The organism is Paenibacillus sp. JCM 10914, from assembly GCF_001315105.1.
Taxonomy (GTDB): Bacteria; Bacillota; Bacilli; order Paenibacillales; family Paenibacillaceae; genus Paenibacillus_AQ.
The window spans coordinates 42,841-64,252 of record NZ_BAZR01000032.1 but is presented as its reverse complement, the minus strand read 5'-3'; the positions used below and the strand labels follow the sequence as shown (position 1 = coordinate 64,252).

Here is a 21,412-nt window from a genome sequence, read left to right as displayed (position 1 = left end):
CCGTTATATAAAAAAATCCAGGAAGATATCAGACGTCTGATTGCCATCGGCAAGCTGCGGGAAGGGGATCGAGTCCCATCCGAGAAGGAGTTGGCCGAACGCTACCGTGTCAGTCAAATCACGAGCAAAAACGCGTTGGTCGGATTGATGGAGGAAGGCTTGCTCGTCCGAATCCAAGGGAAGGGGACCTTTGTCATGAGCAGGCCGGAGAACGCCGCCGCGCTTAATCCATTAGGTGAATGGACGGAAGGTCCGAGTCGAAGCGGACGAATCGGGTTGGTCCTGCCGACGATGAAGACGAAGGTGGACCAGCGCTTTTTGGATAATATTGAGAAGTACGCGACGGCCGCAGGTTATGAATTGATGCTAAGAATTACGCGCGAATCGCAGCAAGAGGAATCGAAGGTCATTTCTTCCTTTTTGAAGCAGGGAGTGGATGGCATGATTATTTTTCCGGTTGAAAACGAAACGTACAATGATTCGATTCTAAGGCTCTCGCTGGACCGGTTTCCGTTCGTCTTAATTGACCGATTTCTGAAGGAGGTCAAAACCTACAGCGTCAGTTCGGATAATATCAGCGGCACAAAGGAAGCGGTGAATAATTTACTCGAGAAGGGACATGCCTCCATTGCCTTCATCTCGCCGGAAATTACGAATACAGTGACCGACGAAAGATCGCAGGGGTTTGAGCAGGCTTTCCTTGAACGCGGTTTGTCGATCGATAAGCGATTATGGTGCCTTCTCTCACTAGAGGAGATCGCGGCCGGGCAGTCCACCGTCAAAATTAAGGAGTTTCTGGCATGCAATCCCGATATCAGCGGAATCGTTACGGCTAATACCGAGCTGTGCAGAATCGTCTACAAAGCGGCTACGGCCTGCCGTAAACCGATACCTGAGGAGATGGAATTGATAACCTTTGATCCGCCGGACCTGCCGAATGTTCCTTATATCCGCCAAAATGAAGGGGAGATGTGCCGGCTTACTGTTGAGCTGTTGATCGAGCAAATTGAAGGCGGCCATGAAGCTAGACGGCTCGTCGTGCCGGTCAAGCTCGTCAAAGATTAGGTGGATTATTTAGAATAACACCTAAATTTTATATTGTATTTAGTATATAAATTATAAATTATTATACTTTATTATGATTTTGTAAAGCGCTTACACTAAATCTTATAGAAGAGGGGAATCGCATGAAATCGAAGAGCAAGTTCGCAGGTATGATCATGTTGCTGCTGATGTTTACGTTATCCGCCTGTAGTGGAGGCAGCAATGGCTCTAGTGGAGGGGCTTCCCAAAGTCCGGACAGCACGGCACCAAACAGCGAAGCAACTGCCGGGACGGACAAAAAGGATCCTGTCACCATCGAGTTTATGGGTCACGGGAATCCGAACGAGAAGAAGATTTTTGAGAAACTGATTGCTTCTTTCGAGGAAAAGTACCCGCATGTCACCGTTAAGTACACTTCGGTGCCTCCAGGCGAGTATTCGCAGAAGATGACGACGTTAATCAGTTCCGGCAAGGTGCCGGATGTCTTCTATGTCGGCGGTTCCGAATTCTACAGGTTCGCGCAAGCGGGTACGCTGCTGAGCCTTGAATCCTATCTGGATCAGACCACGTTGTTTCATGCGGACAACGTATGGCCTCAAGCACTCGACCGATACCGTTATGACGGCAACAAGGTTGGCGCTGGTGATCTGTACGGACTTCCAAAAGACGTAGGGCCTTGGTCATTTGTTTACAACAAGGATCTGTTTGACCAAGCGAACGTACCGTATCCTTCTGCTGTAGCCGGGGAGTGGACCTGGGATGACATGCTGGAAGCGGCCAAGAAGCTGTCGCTGGATCTGAACGGCGACGGTAAGCTGGATCAATTCGGGGTAGGCGCATACACCTAGAGTCTGCAGTGTGGGCTAACGGCGGCGAGTACATCGATTATGAATCCGGTACGGTAAAGGTCAACGAACCGGCATTCTACGAAGCCATGCAGTTCGTTGCCGATCTGAATCTGCAGCACAAGGTGAGTCCGAATCAGGAAGCCGAACAAGCGATGAATGCGTATACCCGCTTCGTGAACGGCTCGCTCGGCATGTTCGCCATGGGGCCTTGGGATCAGCCGTCCTTCTGGGAACTGCCGTTCCAATGGGACATTGCTGCGTGGCCGGCAAGCCCGAATACGGGACAAACGGCAACTTGGCTCGGATCAATGGGGTTTGCCGTATCGGCCAAATCCAAGCACCCGCAGGAAGCGTTCGACCTCGCAGCCTATCTGTCGCTGGATGAGCAGGGACAGCGGGAAAACTATCAACTCGGTCAAGCGGTGCCGAACCTGATCGACATGGCAAAAGGTGAATTTTTGGAGATGGAACAAGGACCGCAAACGCGACAGGTCTTCCTGGATATTATCGAGGAGTATGGTCGGCCGGACGTCATTGCCTTCTCGAAGGATACGCAATGGATGGATGCGTTTAACCAGAATGCGAGCAAGGTATGGAACGGGGATATGTCGGCGAAAGACTTTACGGCCGAAATCCAGCCGAAGATGCAGGAACTGTACGACAAAGGCAACAAGTAATGACAAAGGGGCAGGTAGCCGACGGTTGATGTCGGCGCCTCCCCGTTATACAAACAACGCCCTGTCATAACGAATACAGGCGAAGGTGGAATGTGAATTATGGGAACGAAGCTTCTTGGCGGATATCGCAGAAGGGAACTGGCGTGGTTGTACCTGTTCGTTGCTCCGCCGGTTCTCGGATTTCTTTTGTTCGGCCTCGTGCCGATCGTGTTCTCGATCTATATCAGCTTTCATAAATGGGATATGCTGTCCGATCCACAGTGGACGGGACTTGCCAATTATAAGGATCTTCTGGGCGACGAAAAGGTGTACAAATCGCTTTACAACACGGTGTTCTTAATGATCGGCATCCCGATCGGCATGGTGCTGTCGCTGCTGCTGGCGATATTGATGAATCGCAAATTTGCGGGCATCTCGTTCATGCGGACGATTTATTATCTACCGGTTATCTCGCCGATTATCGCAGTCTCATTGTTATGGCAATGGATATTGAATCAGGACTATGGGCTGCTTAACAACTTCCTGTGGGAAGTGTTCGGAATAACCGGTCCCAACTGGCTCGGCCGACCGGAATGGGTAAAACCCTCGCTCATCCTGATCGGTCTCTGGGGTGGCATCGGCGGGAATATGGTGCTGTATCTGGCTGGACTGCAATCGATCTCTTCAACGTATTACGAAGCCGCGGAAATCGACGGTGCCGGAGCATGGCACAAGTTAACGAGAATCACGATTCCACTGCTTACGCCGATCCATTTTTTTGTCATCGTGATGGGCATCATCGGTGCGTTCCAGTCCTTCAGTCAAATCTACGTGCTGGCGGTAGACGGCGGACCGGAATACAGCGGCGCGACGGTAGTCTATTACATATTCCAGCATGCTTTTGAGTACTTCAACATGGGATATGCGAGCTCAGTGGCGTGGGTACTCGGCATTTTGATCTTTATGGTCACGCTGGTTCAATTCAAGCTTTCCAATCGATGGGTTTACCAAGACTAGGGGGGATTTCTGGTGAAACGGGAACAATGGACCGACCTCTGGTCACTGTTGCTGCTATTGTTCGGTTCAATCTTTATGGTCGCGCCGTTTATCTGGACGATATCGACTTCGCTGAAGGATCGGCGGAATATATTCGAAATTCCACCTCAATGGATTCCCGATCCGATGACATTCGGTAACTATGCGAAGGTGTGGCAGGAGTCGCCTTTGCTTCATGGATTCATGAACAGTCTGATCATCGTAGTGATCGTCCTGACCGTCGGCATGCTGGTGTCTGCGATGTCGGCTTATGCTTTCGGCAAATTTAATTTTCCTTATAAAGGCGTACTGTTCATGGGATTGCTGGGTACGATGATGATTCCCTATTCGGTTGTGATGATCCCGCAGTATATCGGATTTTCGAGGCTGGATTGGTCGATACGCTGCTGCCGCTCATCGTGCCCGGCCTATTCGGTAACATCGTTGTCATCTTCTTCATCCGGCAGTATATGCAGAGCGCGATGCCGACGGAATTAATCGAAGCCGCGAAGATCGACGGCTCAAGCTTTCCGGGGATATTCTTCAAGATTGCGCTGCCGATCATGAAGCCGGCTCTGGCCGCGCAAGCGGCGTTAAGTTTCATGGGCATCTGGAATGATTTTCTCGGCCCGCTGATTTACTTGCATACGCCGGAGAAGCAAACGATACAAGTGCTGATCGCCTCCATGCAGGCGATGTACATCGGACAATCCGATTATCCCATGATCATGCAGCTGCCATCATCGCCATGGTACCGGTCATCGTTGTGTTCTTCTTCTGTCAGCGATACTTCATCGAGTCGATGGCCATTAGCGGGATCAAGGGATGAGGCGTATGCCGAAATCGATGACGCGGATCGCATACGGTATCGGAACCATAGCATTGGCGGCTCTGCTGGTCTTGCCGGGATGCGATACCACCACGAAACCGGAGGCTGTTGAGATGGATATCTACAATGAAAAAGTGTATGCCAACCCGTTCCCTTCATTAGAGGAGGAGTGGGAGGATTACGGCAACGGGGATCCATATGTGCTGCGCTATGACGGTCGCTATTATCTGTATGTCAGCACAAAGGATCATCGCGTGGGCATCAAGGCGTGGGTTTCGGATGACCTCGTCACTTGGAGTTATGCCGGCCTGGTCACCGAAGATCCGGTGTCGACCGGGGCTTATGCGCCGGAGGTCATCTACTGGAACGGCTGGTTCTATTTATACACATCGCCTGCGGGAAAAGGTCATTACGTGTTCCGCAGCGAATCGCCGACAGGCCCGTTCGAGAGAATGTCCGACAACGTCGGCATGAGCATCGACGGCTCGGTATTCATCGATGACGACGGTTCCTGGTTGTTCACCCACGCGGGCACTTCCGGCATCGTCGGCGTTCCAATGGAGGGACCAGCCGAGTTCGGCGTTGGCCAGGTGATTCCGGGAGCATATCTGGGGCACTGGACAGAAGGATCCATGATTATCAGGCGGAACGGTAACTATTATTTGACGTATACCGGCAATCATGTATTCAGCAAGGGTTATCGAATACATTATGCCGTATCCCATGACTCGCCGCTTGGTCCGTATACGGCACCGGTCAACAATCCGCTCGTTATCAGCACGCAGCCGGATTTTTACGGACTTGGTCACAGTTCTACCGTCATGGGACCGGATTTGGACTCTTATTATCTCGTGTATCACAACCTGACGGGAAGATCGCAGGAAGGTCCGCCCGTGCGGCGCATGAATATCGACCGGCTTGTGTTTAATGGAGATAAAATGGAGGTTTTAGGTCCTACAAATTACGATCAGCCCGTACCTAACGGACCGGATTTTGCCGACAGGCTAGACGCTTCTACTGTCGATCCGGCGCATTGGGAAGCGGAAACCTCAGGAGTAAACGGGAGAATAATCAGTAAGCAGAGCACGGCTGGGTTCTATACCGCCGAATACAATCTCACGCCGCTAACGGCGCGGGTCGAAGCTATATTCGCTTATGCCGACGAGAATCATTATGCTTACGTGGCCATTGAACCAGAGCATAAGCGGCTCTCCTTGAACATGATGGAAGACGGGAATCGCAGAACCTTGGCCGAGATCGAACTTCCAGACATGGACGCTTCCAGACTTCACACGATTCGCGTCGAGCGCGGAGAAGAACGGTTACGTGTGTATTTCGACGGCTTGCTGAAGCTGAATGAAGCGGCGGCGGGGTTCGGGCCTGGCCGCATCGGTTATTGGTATGAGAACGGTGAGCCGAAATTCTCTTATACGGCATTCTCGAACCATGCTTCCGGCACGAGCGACTTCGACACGGCGAAGCCTCTTCCAGGTAGTATCGAGGCCGTTCATTACCTAAGCGGCCAAAGCAGGGGGTACTCCGTCCGCAATCCCTCAACAAGCACCGAGTGGCGCATATCGGATGGCATAGACATCCGACGCACGGAGGATGGAAGCTATTCAGCGGCACTGAAAGACAGAGGCGATTGGCTGCGTTATACGGTAAACGTAGCGGAATCCGGCACCTACGGGGTGGATATGACGATTAGAGCCGGTCAGCAACCGTCAGCGATCAAGCTGCTTGTCGACGATCGGGAAGCCGCGACCTTTAAGACGGGCGATGGCGATTACGAAGGGGATGACCCTTGGGTTAAAGTTCGGCTTGGATCCGTGCAGCTTGAACCCGGCTTTCATACGATAGCGGTTCAACTGGATGGTCGCAGCAGGCTGGAATGGACAACGCTGGACTTCGAACGAATCGAGATACAGCCGTTCACGGCGGAACGATTGTTGGAGCAAGCAGGCTCCGAGGACATCCATGGCGCTTGGAGCGAGACGGCTGACGGCTATGTCGGCGCGGCCAATGCCGATACGAAGATGTACGGCGGGAGTCCGCTGTGGAGCGACTATACCGTCAACACGACCGTGAAGCTGGGCGAAGAGCCCTCCGGTCAAGCGGGCGTACTCTTCCGCGTCACAAATGAGTCGGATTTCCCGGATCAGGTGCACGATGCGTTGTCGGGATATTTCCTCGCGGTCAGTGCGACGAAACTGGAACTGTACCGACTTAATTACGACTCCGAACTGCTGCATAGCGTCAAAGTAGATCTGCCGCGAAACGAGACGACGGCCATGCGAATCGAAGTGGTGCGCGGCTCCATCCGCATATTTGTTCAGGACGGGGAGGAAGCGGTCTTGTCGTACGACGACCCTCGCGCATTCATGCAGGGAAGAGTCGGCATCCGCTCAGTCTTAGCGGAGCAGATCGAGCTTGGCGATCTCACGGTGGAATCTTTGGCAACGAAATAGCAAGCATAAACTACACAAGATGGAGAGTGGAACATAATGTCTAGCTCGCATAAATATATAAAGGACTACCCCAGACCGCAATTGGTGCGCGAGGACTGGGACAATTTGAATGGAGCATGGGATTTTAGGTTTGATGACGCTCAGGAAGGTGAGCGCGGCAAGTGGTTCGACCGTCTTGAAGCCGACCGGAAAATTACGGTGCCTTTCACGTACGAGACGAAGGCCAGCGGTATCGAGGATGAATCGTTCCATCCGTGTGTATGGTATGAGCGGATTGTTACCGTTCCGGCCGATAAGTCAGATAAACGCATTCTGCTCCATTTTCAGGCGGTGGATTACTCGGCAACGTTATGGGTCAATGGCAGCAAGATCGGTACGCATGAGGGAGGATATTCGGCCTTTTCGTTCGATATAACCGAGGCGGTAAAGCTTGGGGAAGAGAATCGGCTTACGCTCCGTGTCCTGGACAGTGACAGCTGCACGCAACCGCGCGGCAAGCAGCGCTGGGCCAAGGACAACTTCGGCTGCTGGTATGTGCAGACGACGGGGATATGGCAGACCGTATGGATGGAGTACGTGAATCCGGTTCATATCGGCCGGGTCAAGATTACGCCGGAACTCGAACGCGGGTCGGCCAACTTTGGTTACGAACTAGGTAATCTCGGGCATAGTCTCGATGGATACACCTTGCAGACGATCATCCGCTTCGACGGGAAGTTAATTCGTTCAACGGAAACCAGCGTGGAACGGGCCGTGGTCACGGTGGATGCGAGCGTTGTCAACGAAGCGGCGGGAGAATGGAAGATTAAGCCGTGGCATCCGAACCACCCGAATTTGTACGATGTGGAGATCGTCTTGAAGCATAACGGCCAGCCCGTGGATAAGGTCTACTCCTATTTCGGCATGCGGAGCATCCGGATCGTGGGCGATCAAATCATGCTCAATCATACCCCGATCTACCAGCGTCTCCTGCTCGACCAAGGGTATTGGAGTGATACACATCTGACCCCACCGTCGGAGGAAGCGCTGTTGGAAGATATCGAGCAGACGATCGCGCTTGGCTTCAACGGCGTGCGCAAGCATCAAAAGCTGGAAGATCCCCGTTACCTATACTGGTGCGATCGCAAAGGGCTGCTGGTATGGTCGGAAATGCCGTCCACATACGAATTTGGAGATGATGCAGTCGAGCGCTTTACAAACGAATGGATGTCCATCGTGAGGCAGCACTACAACCATCCTTCCATCGTTGCCTGGGTACCGTTTAACGAGTCCTGGGGGATCACGGACATCTTTACCGACCGCAAGCAACAGCAATTTACTGAATCGATCTATCATCTGACCAAGGCATTCGATCAGATGCGGCCCGTTATCGTTAACGACGGGTGGGAGCATACGGTATCGGATATCCTTACGCTGCATGATTATGAAGAGGTAGGAGCCTTTCTGGAAGAGCGTTACCGAGACAAAGATGCGCTGCTGGGTAATCAAATCGCGCACAATACGCACCGCTTTCCCTTCGCGCTTGGTTATGGATACCGCGGTCAGCCCGTAATCATCAGCGAGTACGGCGGCATTGCTTTTAAGACCGAAGAGGGCTGGGGTTATGGTAATCAGGTTCGCAATGAAGAGGAATTCTTGAAGCGGTACGAAGGAATTACGCAAGCGATCAAGAATCTGCCTTATGTGTGCGGATTCTGTTATACACAAATCACGGACGTGCAGCAGGAAGTCAACGGCTTGCTGACGGAGGACCGCAAACCAAAGGTCAACGTCGAGTCCATTCGAAGCATAAACCTGGCATAAGCAATCTTTTGCGTAACATATCCACATTTGCATTTATTGGGGCTGTCTTTCTACAAGATCTTGGGTCTTGCAAGACAGCCCTTCCTTGCTTTTTCGGTTAAGCTCCGAGATCCCCGCATATGCTCACCATCGTTCGCCCATGAGCGAACACCCCAATTTTCTTCTTGACATTGAGTTGACATGAACTAGTATTCATTGCAAAGACTATATATAATGAATCTCAAAAAAGCGGAGGTTCACCATGCAAAGACCCTTAATCGGCGTACTGCCCTTGTATGATTCAGAGAAGGAAAGTTATTGGATGCTGCCGGGTTACATGAAGGCGGTAGAGCATGCCGGTGGAATCCCCGTTATGCTGCCATTGACGACGAACGCAGAGATGATTAAGGAACTGGCCCAACGATTCGATGGATTTCTGTTTACGGGCGGTCATGACGTAAATCCTGTCATGTACGGAGAAGCCGTCGGTGAATGGTGCGGGGAATTGTGCCATGAGCGTGACCGGATGGAATCGATGCTGTTCGCGAAGGTGCTTGAGCTGGATAAGCCGGCACTGGGGATCTGTCGCGGGCTGCAATTGTTCAACATTTTGCTGGGCGGATCGCTCTATCAAGATATTCCTGCACAGCTTCAGTCGGATGCGATGATTAACCATAAGCAGAAGCCTCCCTATTCCACGCCCGCGCACCGCGTACAGATTGAAGCAGGCAGTCTGCTTCATCATGTTTTGCAGACGGATGCGATCGAAGTGAACAGCTATCACCATCAGGGAATCAAAGTGCTTTCAGGACAGCTGAGCGTTGCGGCAACGGCTGCGGACGGGATGATTGAATCGGTGTTCATGCCAATTCATACATTCGTTCTGGGCGTGCAATGGCATCCTGAGTTCAGCTACCAGACGGAACCGTACAGCGACAAGATCTTTTTTGGATTTGTGAATTCTTGCAGACTGGGTACGCATCGCGTCATTGATGCAGTATAAAACAAGAGGGGGACCTGGTATGACCATGACAATAGGGCAAGTCAGCGAACAATTCGGACTCTCCCAAGATACGCTTCGTTATTATGAACGCATTGGTCTGATTCCGCCGGTTAACCGAAATCAGAGCGGTATAAGAGCCTATACCGAAGAGAACCTCAGATGGGTCGATTTCATCAAATGCATGCGGCAAAACGCAGGGCTGCCGGTTGAGATGCTGATCGAGTATGTGACGCTTTTTCAAAAAGGCGAGGAAACGTTGGACACTCGGAAACAAATGTTGATCGAGCAGCGGAATCAACTTTCCGCCAAAATCGAAGAGATGACCCATACCCTGCACCGGCTCGACCATAAAATCGAACGATATGAACAGACCATCCTGAGAAAAGAAAGAATGCTGACCATCCAAAAAGACGAAGTACGAAGCGTCTCTCCGAACTATTAGCCGGACACGTATTTAAAACTACAAGAACGTGGAGGATATTGCATTTGAATAAACCAACATCCTGCTGCACAGGTTCAAGGGATCAGGTTCAACAGTCTGGTACAAGCAAAGCTAGCGCCTGTTCAAAATTAGCGTTCTCACCCGTTACGAATCAAGACATTGGGAAACGCTTTGTCAACATTCCCGGCGGTGTTTTCGACATGGGAACGAACGCGCAAGACGGCTTTCCGCGAGATGGAGAGGGGCCGGTACGTCCGGTTGAGGTCTCGTCATTTCAAATTGCTCCGTATGCAGTAACGAACGCGGACTTTCTGGCCTTCGTCAAATCCACCGGTTACGTCACCGAAGCGGAGCGCTTCGGTTGGTCGTTCGTGTTTCATATATTGGCCTCCGAAGAAACTAGGCGGCAAGTTGTGAATGTGCCGCAGGAAGTTCCATGGTGGCTTGTGGTTGAGGGGGCTTACTGGCGTGCGCCGGAAGGACCTGACTCGGATGTTGCGGATCGGCTGGATCATCCGGTTGTACATATTTCCTGGCATGACGCACAAGCGTATTGCGAGTGGGGGGGCTTCCGACTGCCTACAGAGGCAGAGTGGGAGTACGCCGCCCGCGGTGGACTTGCGGGCAAGACGTACCCTTGGGGAGATTTATTGAAGCAGGACGGCACGCACCGCTGCAACATTTGGCAAGGCAAATTCCCTTCCAAAAACAACGCGCTCGACGGTTACGTCGGTACGGCCCCAGTGGATGCTTATGAACCGAACGGTTACGGACTATACAATGTGTCGGGGAATGTATGGGAATGGTGCAGCGATTGGTTCTCTCCCGCATACCATCGGCAGACTGCTGCCATCGATCTGGAATTTAGGCAGCCGACCGGGCGCCGTTCCATGCGGGGCGGCTCGTACTTGTGCCATCGCTCGTACTGCAATCGCTATCGGGTAGCGGCACGCAGTTCCAATACGCCTGACAGTTCGACCGGAAACTGCGGATTCCGGGTGGCGAGATCATTGGACTAAATTCGGATATAATAAATAACTAAATGACTAAATTACGATCCTCCTACCGATTGGCGGAGCGAATAAGGTGGTATGCAGAGTGTGGTGGATTATTACGATTTGCGGAGTCATTGCCGCAGGGTTTGTATGGTTTCGATTTTATCCGACGTTCGGCGGACGTATATCTCGTGAGGAGCGCTTGGCGTTCATTGCGAACGGGGCTAGATATTCCGGCGGGAAATTCATTAATTTGATTCCAACTTCTGCGGGGGTTAGTCCTAGCAATTTGCTTGCTGTAACAAAGGAATATCTCAAAGACAGTAAGCATCGGCGGCCAGCGACAACACTCTCGATCGACCCTGTAGATCCGGTCGAATTTACGAGCGGCGATCAAACGCGTATTATATGGTTCGGACATTCGACGTTTCTGCTGTTTATTGAGGGGCAGACGATCTTGGTCGACCCGATGTTGGGGCGCACTCCATCGCCATTCCCGGCATTCGGCGGTAAACGGTACAGCGGGCGACCACCGCTAGAAGCTGAACAATTGCCTTCGCTGGACGCCGTACTGATCACGCACGATCATTACGATCATCTCGATTACGGCACTATTAAGCGGATTAAGGATAAGGTGGGGCGTTTCTTTGTTCCGCAGGGCATACGTGCTCACTTGATTCGTTGGGGTGTAAGAGCAGATAACATCGAGGAACTCGGATGGTGGGACGCCACTACATTCGGAGGGCTGACACTCGCTTGTACGCCAGCGCGTCATTTCTCGGGCAGACGGGGATTCGATCAAAACGCGACGCTGTGGTGTTCATGGGTCGTGAAAGGTCGGAATACGAGCGTCTTCTGTAGTGGAGATAGTGGATACGGTCCCCACTTTAAAGAAATCGGAGAGCAGTACGGACCTTTCGACGTCGCTTTGGTGGAATGCGGCCAATACAATGCTAGCTGGGAAGCGATACATATGATGCCCGAGCAGACGGTCCAGGCGCACCTTGATGTGCAGGCAAGGCTGCTAATTCCGATTCACTGGGGGGCTTTTACATTAGCACTGCACGCATGGACTGATCCAATCGAACGTATCGTTACGGCGGCACGTCAAATGGGTGTGGAGATTGCAACTCCAAGGATTGGACAAACAGTGGTATTAGGAGATCCGGAAGAAACGTCTTTGGTTTGGTGGAGATAGGCTAATCGAGTGGAGACAGCCCGAATAGCACACGATCTCGCCTTACTTATGACACGTTTCCTTGCGCGGTCTGTAACGGTAGATTTTAAGGCCACGTTCGCTGGAGGGTTCTGTTACGCTGTTTACTTGACTGCTTGTAAGACCTCCATCATGAGATGGGGGCTCTTTTTGTGCAGAAATCACCACCCCAAAGTGCTGGGGTTATTCCCGTTTTACTTTCGTCATCATCTAAGATAATATATAACGTGGATATTGTTTATCCGCTTTAGATAGAAATGTGTTGAAGTCCGATATTGTCATAGAGATTCTAATGAAAGGAGATGCTGGACATGCATATGAAAACCGGGGTTGAGCAGTCCGTTTATGCCTTGGTTCTGCTTAACATGCTTCCCGACAAGGCCGTGCTGCCAGGAGAAGCCATTAGTCAGCAGCTTGGAACGTCACCCACCTATTTTCAAAAGCTGCTGCGTAAGCTGGTTGCGGCAGATCTGATTGCATCGGTCCCAGGGATCAAGGGCGGCTTTAAGTTGAAGAAGACGGCGGCGGAGATTCGAGTGTATGATGTGTACCTTGCGGTAGAGGGTCAGCAATCGCTGTATTCATCCCACGGGATTCTGGTGGATATGCTGGATCTAGAGAAGGAAGACCACTGTTGTCTGCTCAACAATTTGATGGAAGAGGCGGAATCTTCCTGGAAATCGGTATTGAAGCGGGAGACGATAGCCTCCTTGGCCGATGAGATGAAGTCAGAACGATTTCAAGATAAGGTTGAGGCGTTAGAGGAATGGGTTAACCAGAAAATGGTCAAGTAACGAAGGGATGATACGAAGATGAGATTAAGCATTTTGGATCAAGCGCCTGTTACAAGTGGCAACACGCCTGAAGGTGCTCTTCATAAAGCAGAAGAACTGGCCATATTGGCCGATGAATTAGGTTATAGCAGAATGTGGATGGCTGAACATCACGGCGGCAATACGTTCGCCAGCTCAGCACCTGAAGTTACGGCTGCTCGCCTCGCGGCAAGAACAAAGCGGATTCGCATCGGGACTGGCGGGGTGATGATGATGCACTATTCGCCGCTTAAGCTGGCGGAAGTGTTCAAGACGTTAAGTGCTTTTACACCCGGAAGAATCGACTTCGGCGTAGGTCGGGCTCCGGGAGGAGATACGAGTGCGATGTATGCTCTTTCCGAGGGTCGTCAGTTAATGCTGCACAATATGTACGACAAACTTGGAATTACGATGCAATTACTAGCGGATCAAATTCCTGAAGACGAACTTTATGTCAAGAATCTCGCAGCTCCGACAGAAGTTGCTCTGCCCGAAGTGTGGCTGCTCGGCTCCAGTGGTAACAGTGCGTTGAAGGCGGCACAGATGGGGGTAGGGTATTCGTTTGCCCAATTCTTCAACGGCGCGATGAGTAATGACATATTGGATCAATACCGTAACCATTTCCAATCGTCTGACTTTATGGCGAAACCGGAAATTAATGTGTCTTACATGGTGACCACAGCTGAGACCAAGGAAGAAGCGGAGTACGAGGCACTTCCACAAGATATTTTCCGCTTAATGATGGGAAAAGGCAGGATTACGCAAATTCTGACGCCGGAAGAAGCTCAGAATGTATCGCTAACCGAGATTGATCGGATGGCGATTCAAGAGGGTCGCAAGATTCACTTGGTAGGAGCAGTCAAAGACGTGGCAACACAGCTGTTGGAAGAACAAGCTCACTATGGCTTTGATGAAGCGATGATTTGTAGCATTCCCCATTCTCAAGAGAAGCGACTGGAAGTATACCGCTTACTGGCGCGTGAACTGCTGTAACGAACTATGACAGGGATGGGCGAGAGCCTGTCCCTGTTTGATGGTTGAACACAAATTCTTCTATACCGGTGAATAAGGTTGCTCAGCACAGGAGTACCCAGCTAGGTGTTGCTTACAATATGGTGGGTGCATTGAAACTTGTATCTATCACGCGATCATAGATGGCTGATATCGTCAATTCTACTATTTTGGCGCGAGTTTGCGGCAGGTGAAGCGCAGAGCTCCGGATTACAACGGGTTGTGCCGTTGATCAGCAGCTTTTTGCTTGCGCTACTCGTCACGCATTTTGTTCAAATTTAAGTATGTACTAAGAAGAAACGAAGATCGTGTAATGATCATGCCTACTCTGGAGTAGATAGCCATATGTCACGATAACTATAAACACGTGTTTTGCCTAACAACTTTTGCAGTTTTGAATCATATTTTATTGTAATGGCGTGGAAGTGGGAGGTAAGGCTATGAGCCAAAGCGTTCAGAAAAGACGAAAGAAACGAAGTACACTTAACAAGGCTACGGCTAAGCAATTGGTCTTAGTAGCAGGTATCTTAGCTTTCATCGCTTCAGCAATCGGCCTTTACATCGCGTACGAAGAGCTGAGTTCGGATGAGGATCTGGAAGAAATCATCATCTGATTTCTCGCTGTATCCTTATCTCCACATAAAAGGGCATAACCAATTCAATTTATCTTTTTATAACATAACCAAGGCAGCCTGTCTTTGTTCCATACGGCTGCCTTTATGCGTGTAAGTGTAAGCGTCAATTTACTCACCTTGATGCAATACCTTCATGCCCACATGGTCCAGAAACACCTCGACTTTAACAGCATTCAGCGATTCGCCATCGATATGAAGCATTCCTTCCTTACCCTGTTGTTGTCTCCACAATTTCATGTTCTTCTTGAAAAAAACATGCTCCAAGCTATAAACATCCGCTTTTATATTAATGCTGTTATTAAATGTATCCAGAATCTCTTTTCTCACCTGGACGGCAGCTTGGTTTTCCAGTTCATGCTTGGAATATTTCTCTAATATTTCGACCACATTGCCATGTAATCGAACATGGATGTTAAACACGGGTTTTCCTTGCTCCATTACCAGCTCTTTACGAATTCTAGGATTCTTCAACACAACAACGCCTGAATAATTACCTTCATTATGGATCGGAAGATGAGAACGTCTTGTGAAGTGACTCATCCAGCGCAAACCGCTTAATTTTACATTATCAAGATAACCTAGCAATTTGTCCTCGGACAGCATAAAGGCACCATCAATAGCGAGCTTAGGATCTCTTTTGTCCTGGGTCGACCATGTTACCTTATTGATGGTAAGGTTAGGCAAAATGACGGTGTATCCGGGTTCTGTTACCTCGGCAGCAAAGTCAAAGAAACGAATGGGCGCAATGACCGATTTCTGTTTGTATTCCTCTAATGGCTCGTGCAGCATCGTGTTTAATGGGGACAAGTTAAAGAATGCGGGGGTGTAGAACAGTTCTTCAATGGAATCCCTTGTGCCATACACCCACGGCGTCATCCGCACCTCCTGAAACCGGGCAATGGTATCCATCTTGTAGATTACACCTTGAGATAGTGCACGTTCGCTTATCACAATGCTGGAAATATGTCCCCAGATCGTCCGAACTTGAGCGGAATCATATATGTTATTGATCGCGGCGTCCAGTGTCTTGCCGGTTGTTCTAGATACCCAGATTTGCGAGGGAGTTGCCGATTTGCCGCCCTCCGTCTTGGCAATGGAGGTGAAATCAATCATTTGGCTATATAAAATATAGTGGTCATCCTCGTAATCAACGCCAATGGCCGTTATATAGTTAATGTCTTGAATCTCTTTAATGTCCCAGCATCCGGTAAGTAGGTGGAGAGACATTAAGACAACAATGAGTTTGAATAATTGTACATGGTTTCTCATGAAGGATCATGTTGGCTCCTTTTCTTGAGATGTCGAATCCTGGGTTTCAAGCATCCGAGGTCTTTCTTTTGTAAACGCCCATGGCTTCTTGAGAAGTGCATTCATCGCGTCTTTCCAATATAGAGGGGTAATCGGGGCCAGGTATGGAAGTCCAAAGGATTGCAGGACCGAAAGATAAGCAAACAAGCTTAACATGCCAATGAAGAACCCGACCATTCCTAATAACGAGGACCATAATATTACATAGAGTCGAACGATACTTACAGTCCCAGTTAAAGTCTGATTGACTAATGTAAAGGTGGCAACTGCGGTGGTGGCCGATACCACGAGCATCGTTGGGGAAGTTAATCCCGCACGAATCGCCGCATCGCCAATGATCAGACCACCGAGCACCGCGATGGTCTGTCCAACGGCTTTGGGCAGACGAATCCCTGCTTCACGAAATAGTTCAAACATTCCGAGCATCAACAGAATCTCCATCGGTCCGGAGAAAGGCAAACCGAAGCGGGATACGGTTACCGTGGCGAGTAAGTGAATCGGCAATTGGTCTACATTATAGCTGGTTAAAGAGATCCAGAAGCCGGGAAGGAAAATGGCGATAATTAACCCGATCAAGCGAAGCAAGCGTTCAAAGATGACAAAATAGTACGGTGAATACGCGTCCTCTGGAGATTTCAAAATTTCGAACAAATTGCAGGGACCGATGATGGCCATGGGTGAGCCGTCGACAATAATAACAAAACGCCCTTTGAGCAGACATTCTGCTACAAAATCGGGTCTTCCAATATAATCTACCAGCGGAAAAAGAGCCAATGTAGAATCAGCGACCGCTTCCTCCAATTGACCGCTTGTAATTAGAGCATCAACCTGAATCCCCTCTAACCGATACCTTGCCTCCTCAACCAGTTCTGGCCGAATAATATCATGAATGTACATCAAGACGACTCGTGTCTGACTACGGGTACCGATTACAAACTTTTCGTTATGCAGTGAAGAGGTGCGAAGTCGCTTGCGAATCAGCGCTACGTTGATGTTCAAATCTTCCGTAAATCCGTCGCGCGCTCCTTTAATAGCGACTTCGGTGTTAGATTCTTCTGGCAATCGTCCGGGAACATTGGAGACATCAATCGAGTAGAAACGATTGGCGGAAGGGAAATAAGCGAGCAGACGTCCAGCGAATAGAAGTGTGTCAATGTCGGTCTCTGGCTTGATTTGGCTCCATTCCATAGTCAAATCCAACATGTTCTGTAACGAGTTCCAGTCTGTATAATGCTCCAGTTTTTCTTCCAGATCAGGTAGTACGTACTGCGTCATTAAGTCGGATTTCACCATTCCCTCAGCGTATAATAGTAGGGCATGGATGGATTCCTCGCGATGGCTGGTAAAGTGGGCAATGACCACATCGGCAGAGGAAGCGTAGCGAGCGCGTAATGATTCTTCATCCGTGATGCCGGAAGTTGAATTAGCTTGATGCGATCCCGTTGATGCGGTTGGCTTATGAGCATGGCGTCTAGACATACGACGGTGAGGTCTGTTCGTCATGACGGCGGGCCTCCTTTCGATTTTCGCTTAAACATAGTGAAGAGCAAGATCATCAACGTAAATGAAGCAATAAAGATCAAATAGATGAACGAATAGCGACCCATCAGGTATAGCTCAATGTGAGCATCGATTTTGGGAATGAGCGAAATGGTCGACAACGCCAAGCCAAGGATAAGCAATACGATGAACCGGGTGGATCGCTTTTTGATATTCAATCCCTCCATGACAATAAACAAGAAGAGGGAGATGCGAATGGTTGCGCCGGATATCCATTGATAGAGTGCGAGGAAATCCAGATGTGTAATATACTTGGTGATGGTCACAAGCATCCACTGATCATACGCTGGATAGCGGGCTTGCTTGGCTGGAATCGGCCCGAAATTCGCAATGGCACCCATCAGCGGTCCTAGTGTGAGTCCACCTAACAAGAGGGCAAGGATTACAATGGTTGCATAACTGATTTTGCGCTTGGCATGATGGTGGATAAATACCAGGATCAGAAGTTCCATAAATCCACCGGCGGCAATGACCATACTTCGTATCATCGGCATGTAACCATCCACGAACAATGGAGTCAACAGGGAATAATCCTTATACTCCAGATTGGAAATCGCGACAAAGTGACCAAGAATCCAGACTGTTGGAAGCAGAATGCCGGAGATGATCGCAATGGTCCGTATGCCATGATAAGCGAGAAAAACGCAGAATGAAATAATACAGAGTGATACGACGGTTCTAGGTGTTTGCGGCAAATAGGTGACATTGATCCAGGTCGTCGTTTCTCTTAACATCATCAATGCCATCGCAAAGAAATAAAATGTGGATATGGCGATAAATAACCAGCCAATAAAGGCCCCGTATTGGTCTTTGAACCATAGAAATATCGATTGCTGCTTGGTACGCTTCATAATGACATATAAAATGTACACCCAACCGATATTCAGAACCATCGTGAGAATGATGCCCATCCAGGAATCGCGGTCAGCGGCTTGCAGCATTAGCGGAATGAGAACCACATGATTGGTTATGCCCAACACCAGCAATACGATGAAGTACACGTCAATGATCGATAATTTTTTGCTGTGCATATAAGTAATCTCCATCTGAGGGAATAGATTCTAATTCATTAAGTATTTGCTGATAAGCAAAATTTATGTATGCATACGTCAGTAACGAATCGTTATCGTTGTCGAATGCATGTGCTTTTTGCGATTACCCAAGAAATAATGAGGGGATTGAAATTAAGGAACCGGTCCGCTTTTCGCGGAAATCTCGCCGGTATCTAGGTACTAGGGATGCGATAATGAGAGAATATTATTAATGGCATTAAATAAAATATCAAGGATATTGGATCAACCGATAGGTATGGCATCGGAACGGGGATTTACAGCTATAGCAGAGGGGGTAGTTAATCAGATTAAATATACAATTAATGTAGTTAATTATAAAGTGCGCACAAGTGAAGTGACAGAAAAAAGCGGCGTTACCGAATGTCGGAATACACCGCTCCTTCTTTATAACTTGCTGTTATTTGCTTGCTGGCAAACCATAACTCTCACGTATTAGGGAGAAATAATCGTCTGCGCGAACCACTTCAAACTCACCGTCAAGCGATTCAGTCAGTTTTAACACGTCACTTGGCGTCATACTCCACGCCAGCAGGCCGAGTGAGACGAATAGAGGGGACTTGCCGTCCCATTTCGCTTTCGCCTCGTTCAGCACCTGAAGTCCGTCTTGCACTGTACTGATACCGCGAATGGTCGAGACGGGCAGCGTGCCATTGACGATCTCGACACCGTAATTATCTTCATAGCTTATGAATAGTCCTGGAACATGGTATTGCTGTTGGTAGGCCGTTACTTTGGCTGAGGATAGTGGAACATTCTCGCTATCCACCCGGTTTAATACATAAGGAATAGTCATTCCGGTCTTCTTAAGATAAGTATTTGTCTTCTTCAGAAATTCACGGAATGAAGCATCTGGCCATGCGTTGGGATAGAAATAACCGGCTCCGGACGGACCGGCTATGAGCAGATCATTCGGAGTAGCCGTATTCAGATAATAATTCAGAATAGCCGGCGCCCCTTCATGCAGCAGTGGACTGGAAGTCCAGTTGATCGGTACTTTACCACGAGCAGGATCATCCCACATGACGCGCATTCGATGCTGATTGTATTGAAAATTATCCCCTTCGGTGAAGGTGTACGTCACGTAGATTTTATTCTCGAGTGCAGGGCGCGGCGCTTTTGTGGCAGGTTTATAGTCTGGCTGCGTACCCGAGAACACCGTCAAATTGCTGAACCAATCGGCTGCAAGCACGTATACTCCGTAGCGGGAGGCGATTTCAACGGAACTGAATTCGCCTTCAACGTCATTGCTGAACCAGCCGAGGTATGGCGTACCCGGTCCGACATCAGACATGATTTTCTCAAATAAGGCGAGCTCCTCAGGCACGTTGGAATCAAGCCAGAATACCATCGCTTTATTAGCTACGGCATAATCTCGTAGATAAGCATAAGGTTCACGTTGTTCGGCGGAGAGCGGCTTGATATTACCTGCGGAAACTTTGTACTGATTCCACATATCCACCTCGGCTGTCAGTTGCTTCGTTCCTGCCGGAGGCGCGAATTCATAAACAAAGTAGTTCCCGTTGTCGGCAAACCGATGGCCGCCTTGCCCTTCTGCGAATTTGGAGTTTTGTCTATCGTATAGATGGGCTTCTTCTTCCTGGCTCCCTGCAATGAAACTCGCGATCGGCTTACCATCTGCCTTCACGATCACTTGATGCACCGCCGGCCCCCAGCCGTCTTGTGTAAATGCGTCGTCAAACCGCAAATAAACGGATGATTTCCCTAGTAATGCCGTAAGATCCAAGTGATAAATTTCCCGATTGCTGGCATCGCGGATTTGCTCTTTCTCCTCTGCGATGTTTACGAACGACTCAGGGAGTCCTGGTGGAATACGAATCGCCGTATCTGGTGCGAGTCCGACTAACATCTGGTGGTTGGATCGCTTCCACAAGTTCTCATATTGCCAAGTATAAGCCTCAAGCCCACTATCGAATTTCCCTCGCAAATCATCGATAATCTTAAGTTTAAATGGTGGAGCCGATAATCGTACAGAGAGCTCCGGGCTTACCACAACCGCATTTTTCAGTCCTGCTAGCGTTGTTGCCACGTTAATGCTGTCAGGTAGATTTGGATCATATACGATCATGCCCTTTACATCTTTACGATAGGTTCTGAGGATGTCCCAATAATCTTGGTGCAGGGTATAGGGTACTTTCAGGTCATGGAGCCATGTTGTTTTGCCTTCTTCCTCGGATTCGAGTAAATAGATGCGAGGCTGGTGTCGATTCACGATCCCTTGCAGCGAGCCGAATAACAGTTTGACATCACCATGTGCATCATAAATGTCCGCTACGTCTAAATGCTTGGGTTTCTTGAAACTGGGCAATTCACGGTGCGGGTTGTTTTGCGAATGTCCCGCTTCTTTAGCCGAAACTGGCACCGTACAAAAAGCAAAAGCACAAATCCATGCCAAGCATATCATCGAAAATTTACGATTCATGCGGAATCACTCCTTGTTATTAGGCGAATTTGCAGTGAGTGTGTCCTATCATCACCAATCCCTCCTTTATTGGTTCGTACGTTTTTTTGCAATAGACACATCACCACCCAAGACATATTAAATATATTCAAGTATAATATTACAAGGCATTCGACAAAACTTCTGATCATTCATTGAATAATGTCACGGCAGAGTTGGCTTTTTTTAGCCAGTCGTATAAATGAACTAAATCGCAAACGCCTTGTTTATTGCGCT

17 protein-coding genes and 1 pseudogene are annotated in these 21,412 nt (G+C 49.4%); 14 read left to right on the top strand and 4 right to left on the bottom strand.

The window, feature by feature from the left end:
- From JCM10914_RS23990 to JCM10914_RS29410, 14 genes and pseudogenes are all read left to right on the top strand, one after another.
- The coding region (locus JCM10914_RS23990; protein WP_081739884.1) for a substrate-binding domain-containing protein at nucleotides 1-1,065 on the top strand (1,065 nt) is incomplete at its 5' end.
- A gap of 122 nt (nucleotides 1,066-1,187) precedes the next feature.
- Nucleotides 1,188-1,892 carry an extracellular solute-binding protein gene (locus JCM10914_RS31530; protein WP_023965685.1) on the top strand — a complete coding sequence of 235 codons (705 nt, stop codon included), beginning with the start codon at nucleotides 1,188-1,190 and terminating at the stop codon, nucleotides 1,890-1,892.
- Nucleotides 1,893-1,900: 8 nt separating this feature from the next.
- Nucleotides 1,901-2,569 (top strand): extracellular solute-binding protein, encoded by a 669-nt coding sequence (locus tag JCM10914_RS31525; RefSeq protein ID WP_023965683.1) that lies wholly within the window; start codon nucleotides 1,901-1,903, stop codon nucleotides 2,567-2,569.
- Nucleotides 2,570-2,668: 99 nt separating this feature from the next.
- On the top strand, nucleotides 2,669-3,565 hold the full coding sequence (locus JCM10914_RS23980) for a carbohydrate ABC transporter permease (protein ID WP_023965681.1): 897 nt from the start codon (nucleotides 2,669-2,671) through the stop codon (nucleotides 3,563-3,565).
- Between the two features lie 12 nt (nucleotides 3,566-3,577).
- A pseudogene (locus JCM10914_RS23975) lies at nucleotides 3,578-4,412 on the top strand (carbohydrate ABC transporter permease).
- 5 nt (nucleotides 4,413-4,417) lie between these two features.
- Nucleotides 4,418-6,880, top strand: coding sequence for a family 43 glycosylhydrolase (locus tag JCM10914_RS23970; RefSeq protein ID WP_231638751.1), 2,463 nt, complete (start codon nucleotides 4,418-4,420; stop codon nucleotides 6,878-6,880).
- A gap of 36 nt (nucleotides 6,881-6,916) precedes the next feature.
- Nucleotides 6,917-8,683, top strand: coding sequence for a glycoside hydrolase family 2 protein (locus JCM10914_RS23965; protein WP_023965673.1), 1,767 nt, complete (start codon nucleotides 6,917-6,919; stop codon nucleotides 8,681-8,683).
- A gap of 241 nt (nucleotides 8,684-8,924) precedes the next feature.
- Nucleotides 8,925-9,665 (top strand): gamma-glutamyl-gamma-aminobutyrate hydrolase family protein, encoded by a 741-nt coding sequence (locus JCM10914_RS23960; RefSeq protein ID WP_023965671.1) that lies wholly within the window; start codon nucleotides 8,925-8,927, stop codon nucleotides 9,663-9,665.
- Between the two features lie 25 nt (nucleotides 9,666-9,690).
- A complete protein-coding gene (locus tag JCM10914_RS23955; protein WP_036719895.1) occupies nucleotides 9,691-10,107 on the top strand; it encodes a MerR family transcriptional regulator in 417 nt (138 codons plus the stop codon).
- 44 nt (nucleotides 10,108-10,151) lie between these two features.
- On the top strand, nucleotides 10,152-11,126 hold the full coding sequence (locus JCM10914_RS23950) for a formylglycine-generating enzyme family protein (RefSeq protein ID WP_023965667.1): 975 nt from the start codon (nucleotides 10,152-10,154) through the stop codon (nucleotides 11,124-11,126).
- 79 nt (nucleotides 11,127-11,205) lie between these two features.
- On the top strand, nucleotides 11,206-12,300 hold the full coding sequence (locus tag JCM10914_RS23945) for an MBL fold metallo-hydrolase (RefSeq protein WP_023965665.1): 1,095 nt from the start codon (nucleotides 11,206-11,208) through the stop codon (nucleotides 12,298-12,300).
- A gap of 329 nt (nucleotides 12,301-12,629) precedes the next feature.
- Nucleotides 12,630-13,112 (top strand): Rrf2 family transcriptional regulator, encoded by a 483-nt coding sequence (locus JCM10914_RS23940; protein ID WP_023965663.1) that lies wholly within the window; start codon nucleotides 12,630-12,632, stop codon nucleotides 13,110-13,112.
- An 18-nt stretch (nucleotides 13,113-13,130) separates the two neighbouring features.
- A complete protein-coding gene (locus JCM10914_RS23935) occupies nucleotides 13,131-14,123 on the top strand; it encodes an LLM class flavin-dependent oxidoreductase (protein WP_023965661.1) in 993 nt (330 codons plus the stop codon).
- Between the two features lie 458 nt (nucleotides 14,124-14,581).
- The gene (locus JCM10914_RS29410) at nucleotides 14,582-14,755 is read left to right on the top strand and encodes a hypothetical protein (protein WP_023965659.1); all 174 of its coding nucleotides are present in this window, start codon (nucleotides 14,582-14,584) and stop codon (nucleotides 14,753-14,755) included.
- Nucleotides 14,756-14,884: 129 nt separating this feature from the next.
- On the opposite strand, the gene JCM10914_RS23930 is transcribed toward JCM10914_RS29410, so the two are convergent.
- From JCM10914_RS23930 to JCM10914_RS23915, 4 genes are all read right to left on the bottom strand, one after another.
- Nucleotides 14,885-16,045 (bottom strand): Ger(x)C family spore germination protein, encoded by a 1,161-nt coding sequence (locus tag JCM10914_RS23930; protein ID WP_023965657.1) that lies wholly within the window; start codon nucleotides 16,043-16,045, stop codon nucleotides 14,885-14,887.
- Between the two features lie 6 nt (nucleotides 16,046-16,051).
- Nucleotides 16,052-17,587: a spore germination protein gene (locus JCM10914_RS23925; protein WP_023965655.1), complete on the bottom strand. Its 1,536-nt coding sequence runs from the start codon at nucleotides 17,585-17,587 to the stop codon at nucleotides 16,052-16,054.
- On the bottom strand, nucleotides 17,584-18,675 hold the full coding sequence (locus JCM10914_RS23920) for an endospore germination permease (protein WP_023965653.1): 1,092 nt from the start codon (nucleotides 18,673-18,675) through the stop codon (nucleotides 17,584-17,586). The genes JCM10914_RS23925 and JCM10914_RS23920 overlap by 4 nt, the downstream gene beginning before the upstream one ends.
- Before the next feature lie 439 nt (nucleotides 18,676-19,114).
- Nucleotides 19,115-21,157, bottom strand: a complete 2,043-nt coding sequence (locus JCM10914_RS23915) for a GxGYxYP domain-containing protein (RefSeq protein ID WP_023965651.1) — start codon at nucleotides 21,155-21,157, stop codon at nucleotides 19,115-19,117.
- Nucleotides 21,158-21,412 lie beyond the last annotated feature (255 nt).

Coding starts and splice junctions, on each gene's coding strand:
- JCM10914_RS31530 (WP_023965685.1), top strand. CDS start 1,188: ATGAAATCGAAGAGCAAGTTCGCAGGTATGATCATGTTGCTGCTGATG.
- JCM10914_RS23980 (WP_023965681.1), top strand. CDS start 2,669: ATGGGAACGAAGCTTCTTGGCGGATATCGCAGAAGGGAACTGGCGTGG.
- JCM10914_RS23970 (WP_231638751.1), top strand. CDS start 4,418: ATGCCGAAATCGATGACGCGGATCGCATACGGTATCGGAACCATAGCA.
- JCM10914_RS23965 (WP_023965673.1), top strand. CDS start 6,917: ATGTCTAGCTCGCATAAATATATAAAGGACTACCCCAGACCGCAATTG.
- JCM10914_RS23960 (WP_023965671.1), top strand. CDS start 8,925: ATGCAAAGACCCTTAATCGGCGTACTGCCCTTGTATGATTCAGAGAAG.
- JCM10914_RS23955 (WP_036719895.1), top strand. CDS start 9,691: ATGACAATAGGGCAAGTCAGCGAACAATTCGGACTCTCCCAAGATACG.
- JCM10914_RS23940 (WP_023965663.1), top strand. CDS start 12,630: ATGCATATGAAAACCGGGGTTGAGCAGTCCGTTTATGCCTTGGTTCTG.
- JCM10914_RS23935 (WP_023965661.1), top strand. CDS start 13,131: ATGAGATTAAGCATTTTGGATCAAGCGCCTGTTACAAGTGGCAACACG.
- JCM10914_RS29410 (WP_023965659.1), top strand. CDS start 14,582: ATGAGCCAAAGCGTTCAGAAAAGACGAAAGAAACGAAGTACACTTAAC.
- JCM10914_RS23930 (WP_023965657.1), bottom strand. CDS start 16,045: ATGAGAAACCATGTACAATTATTCAAACTCATTGTTGTCTTAATGTCT.
- JCM10914_RS23925 (WP_023965655.1), bottom strand. CDS start 17,587: ATGACGAACAGACCTCACCGTCGTATGTCTAGACGCCATGCTCATAAG.
- JCM10914_RS23920 (WP_023965653.1), bottom strand. CDS start 18,675: ATGCACAGCAAAAAATTATCGATCATTGACGTGTACTTCATCGTATTG.
- JCM10914_RS23915 (WP_023965651.1), bottom strand. CDS start 21,157: ATGAATCGTAAATTTTCGATGATATGCTTGGCATGGATTTGTGCTTTT.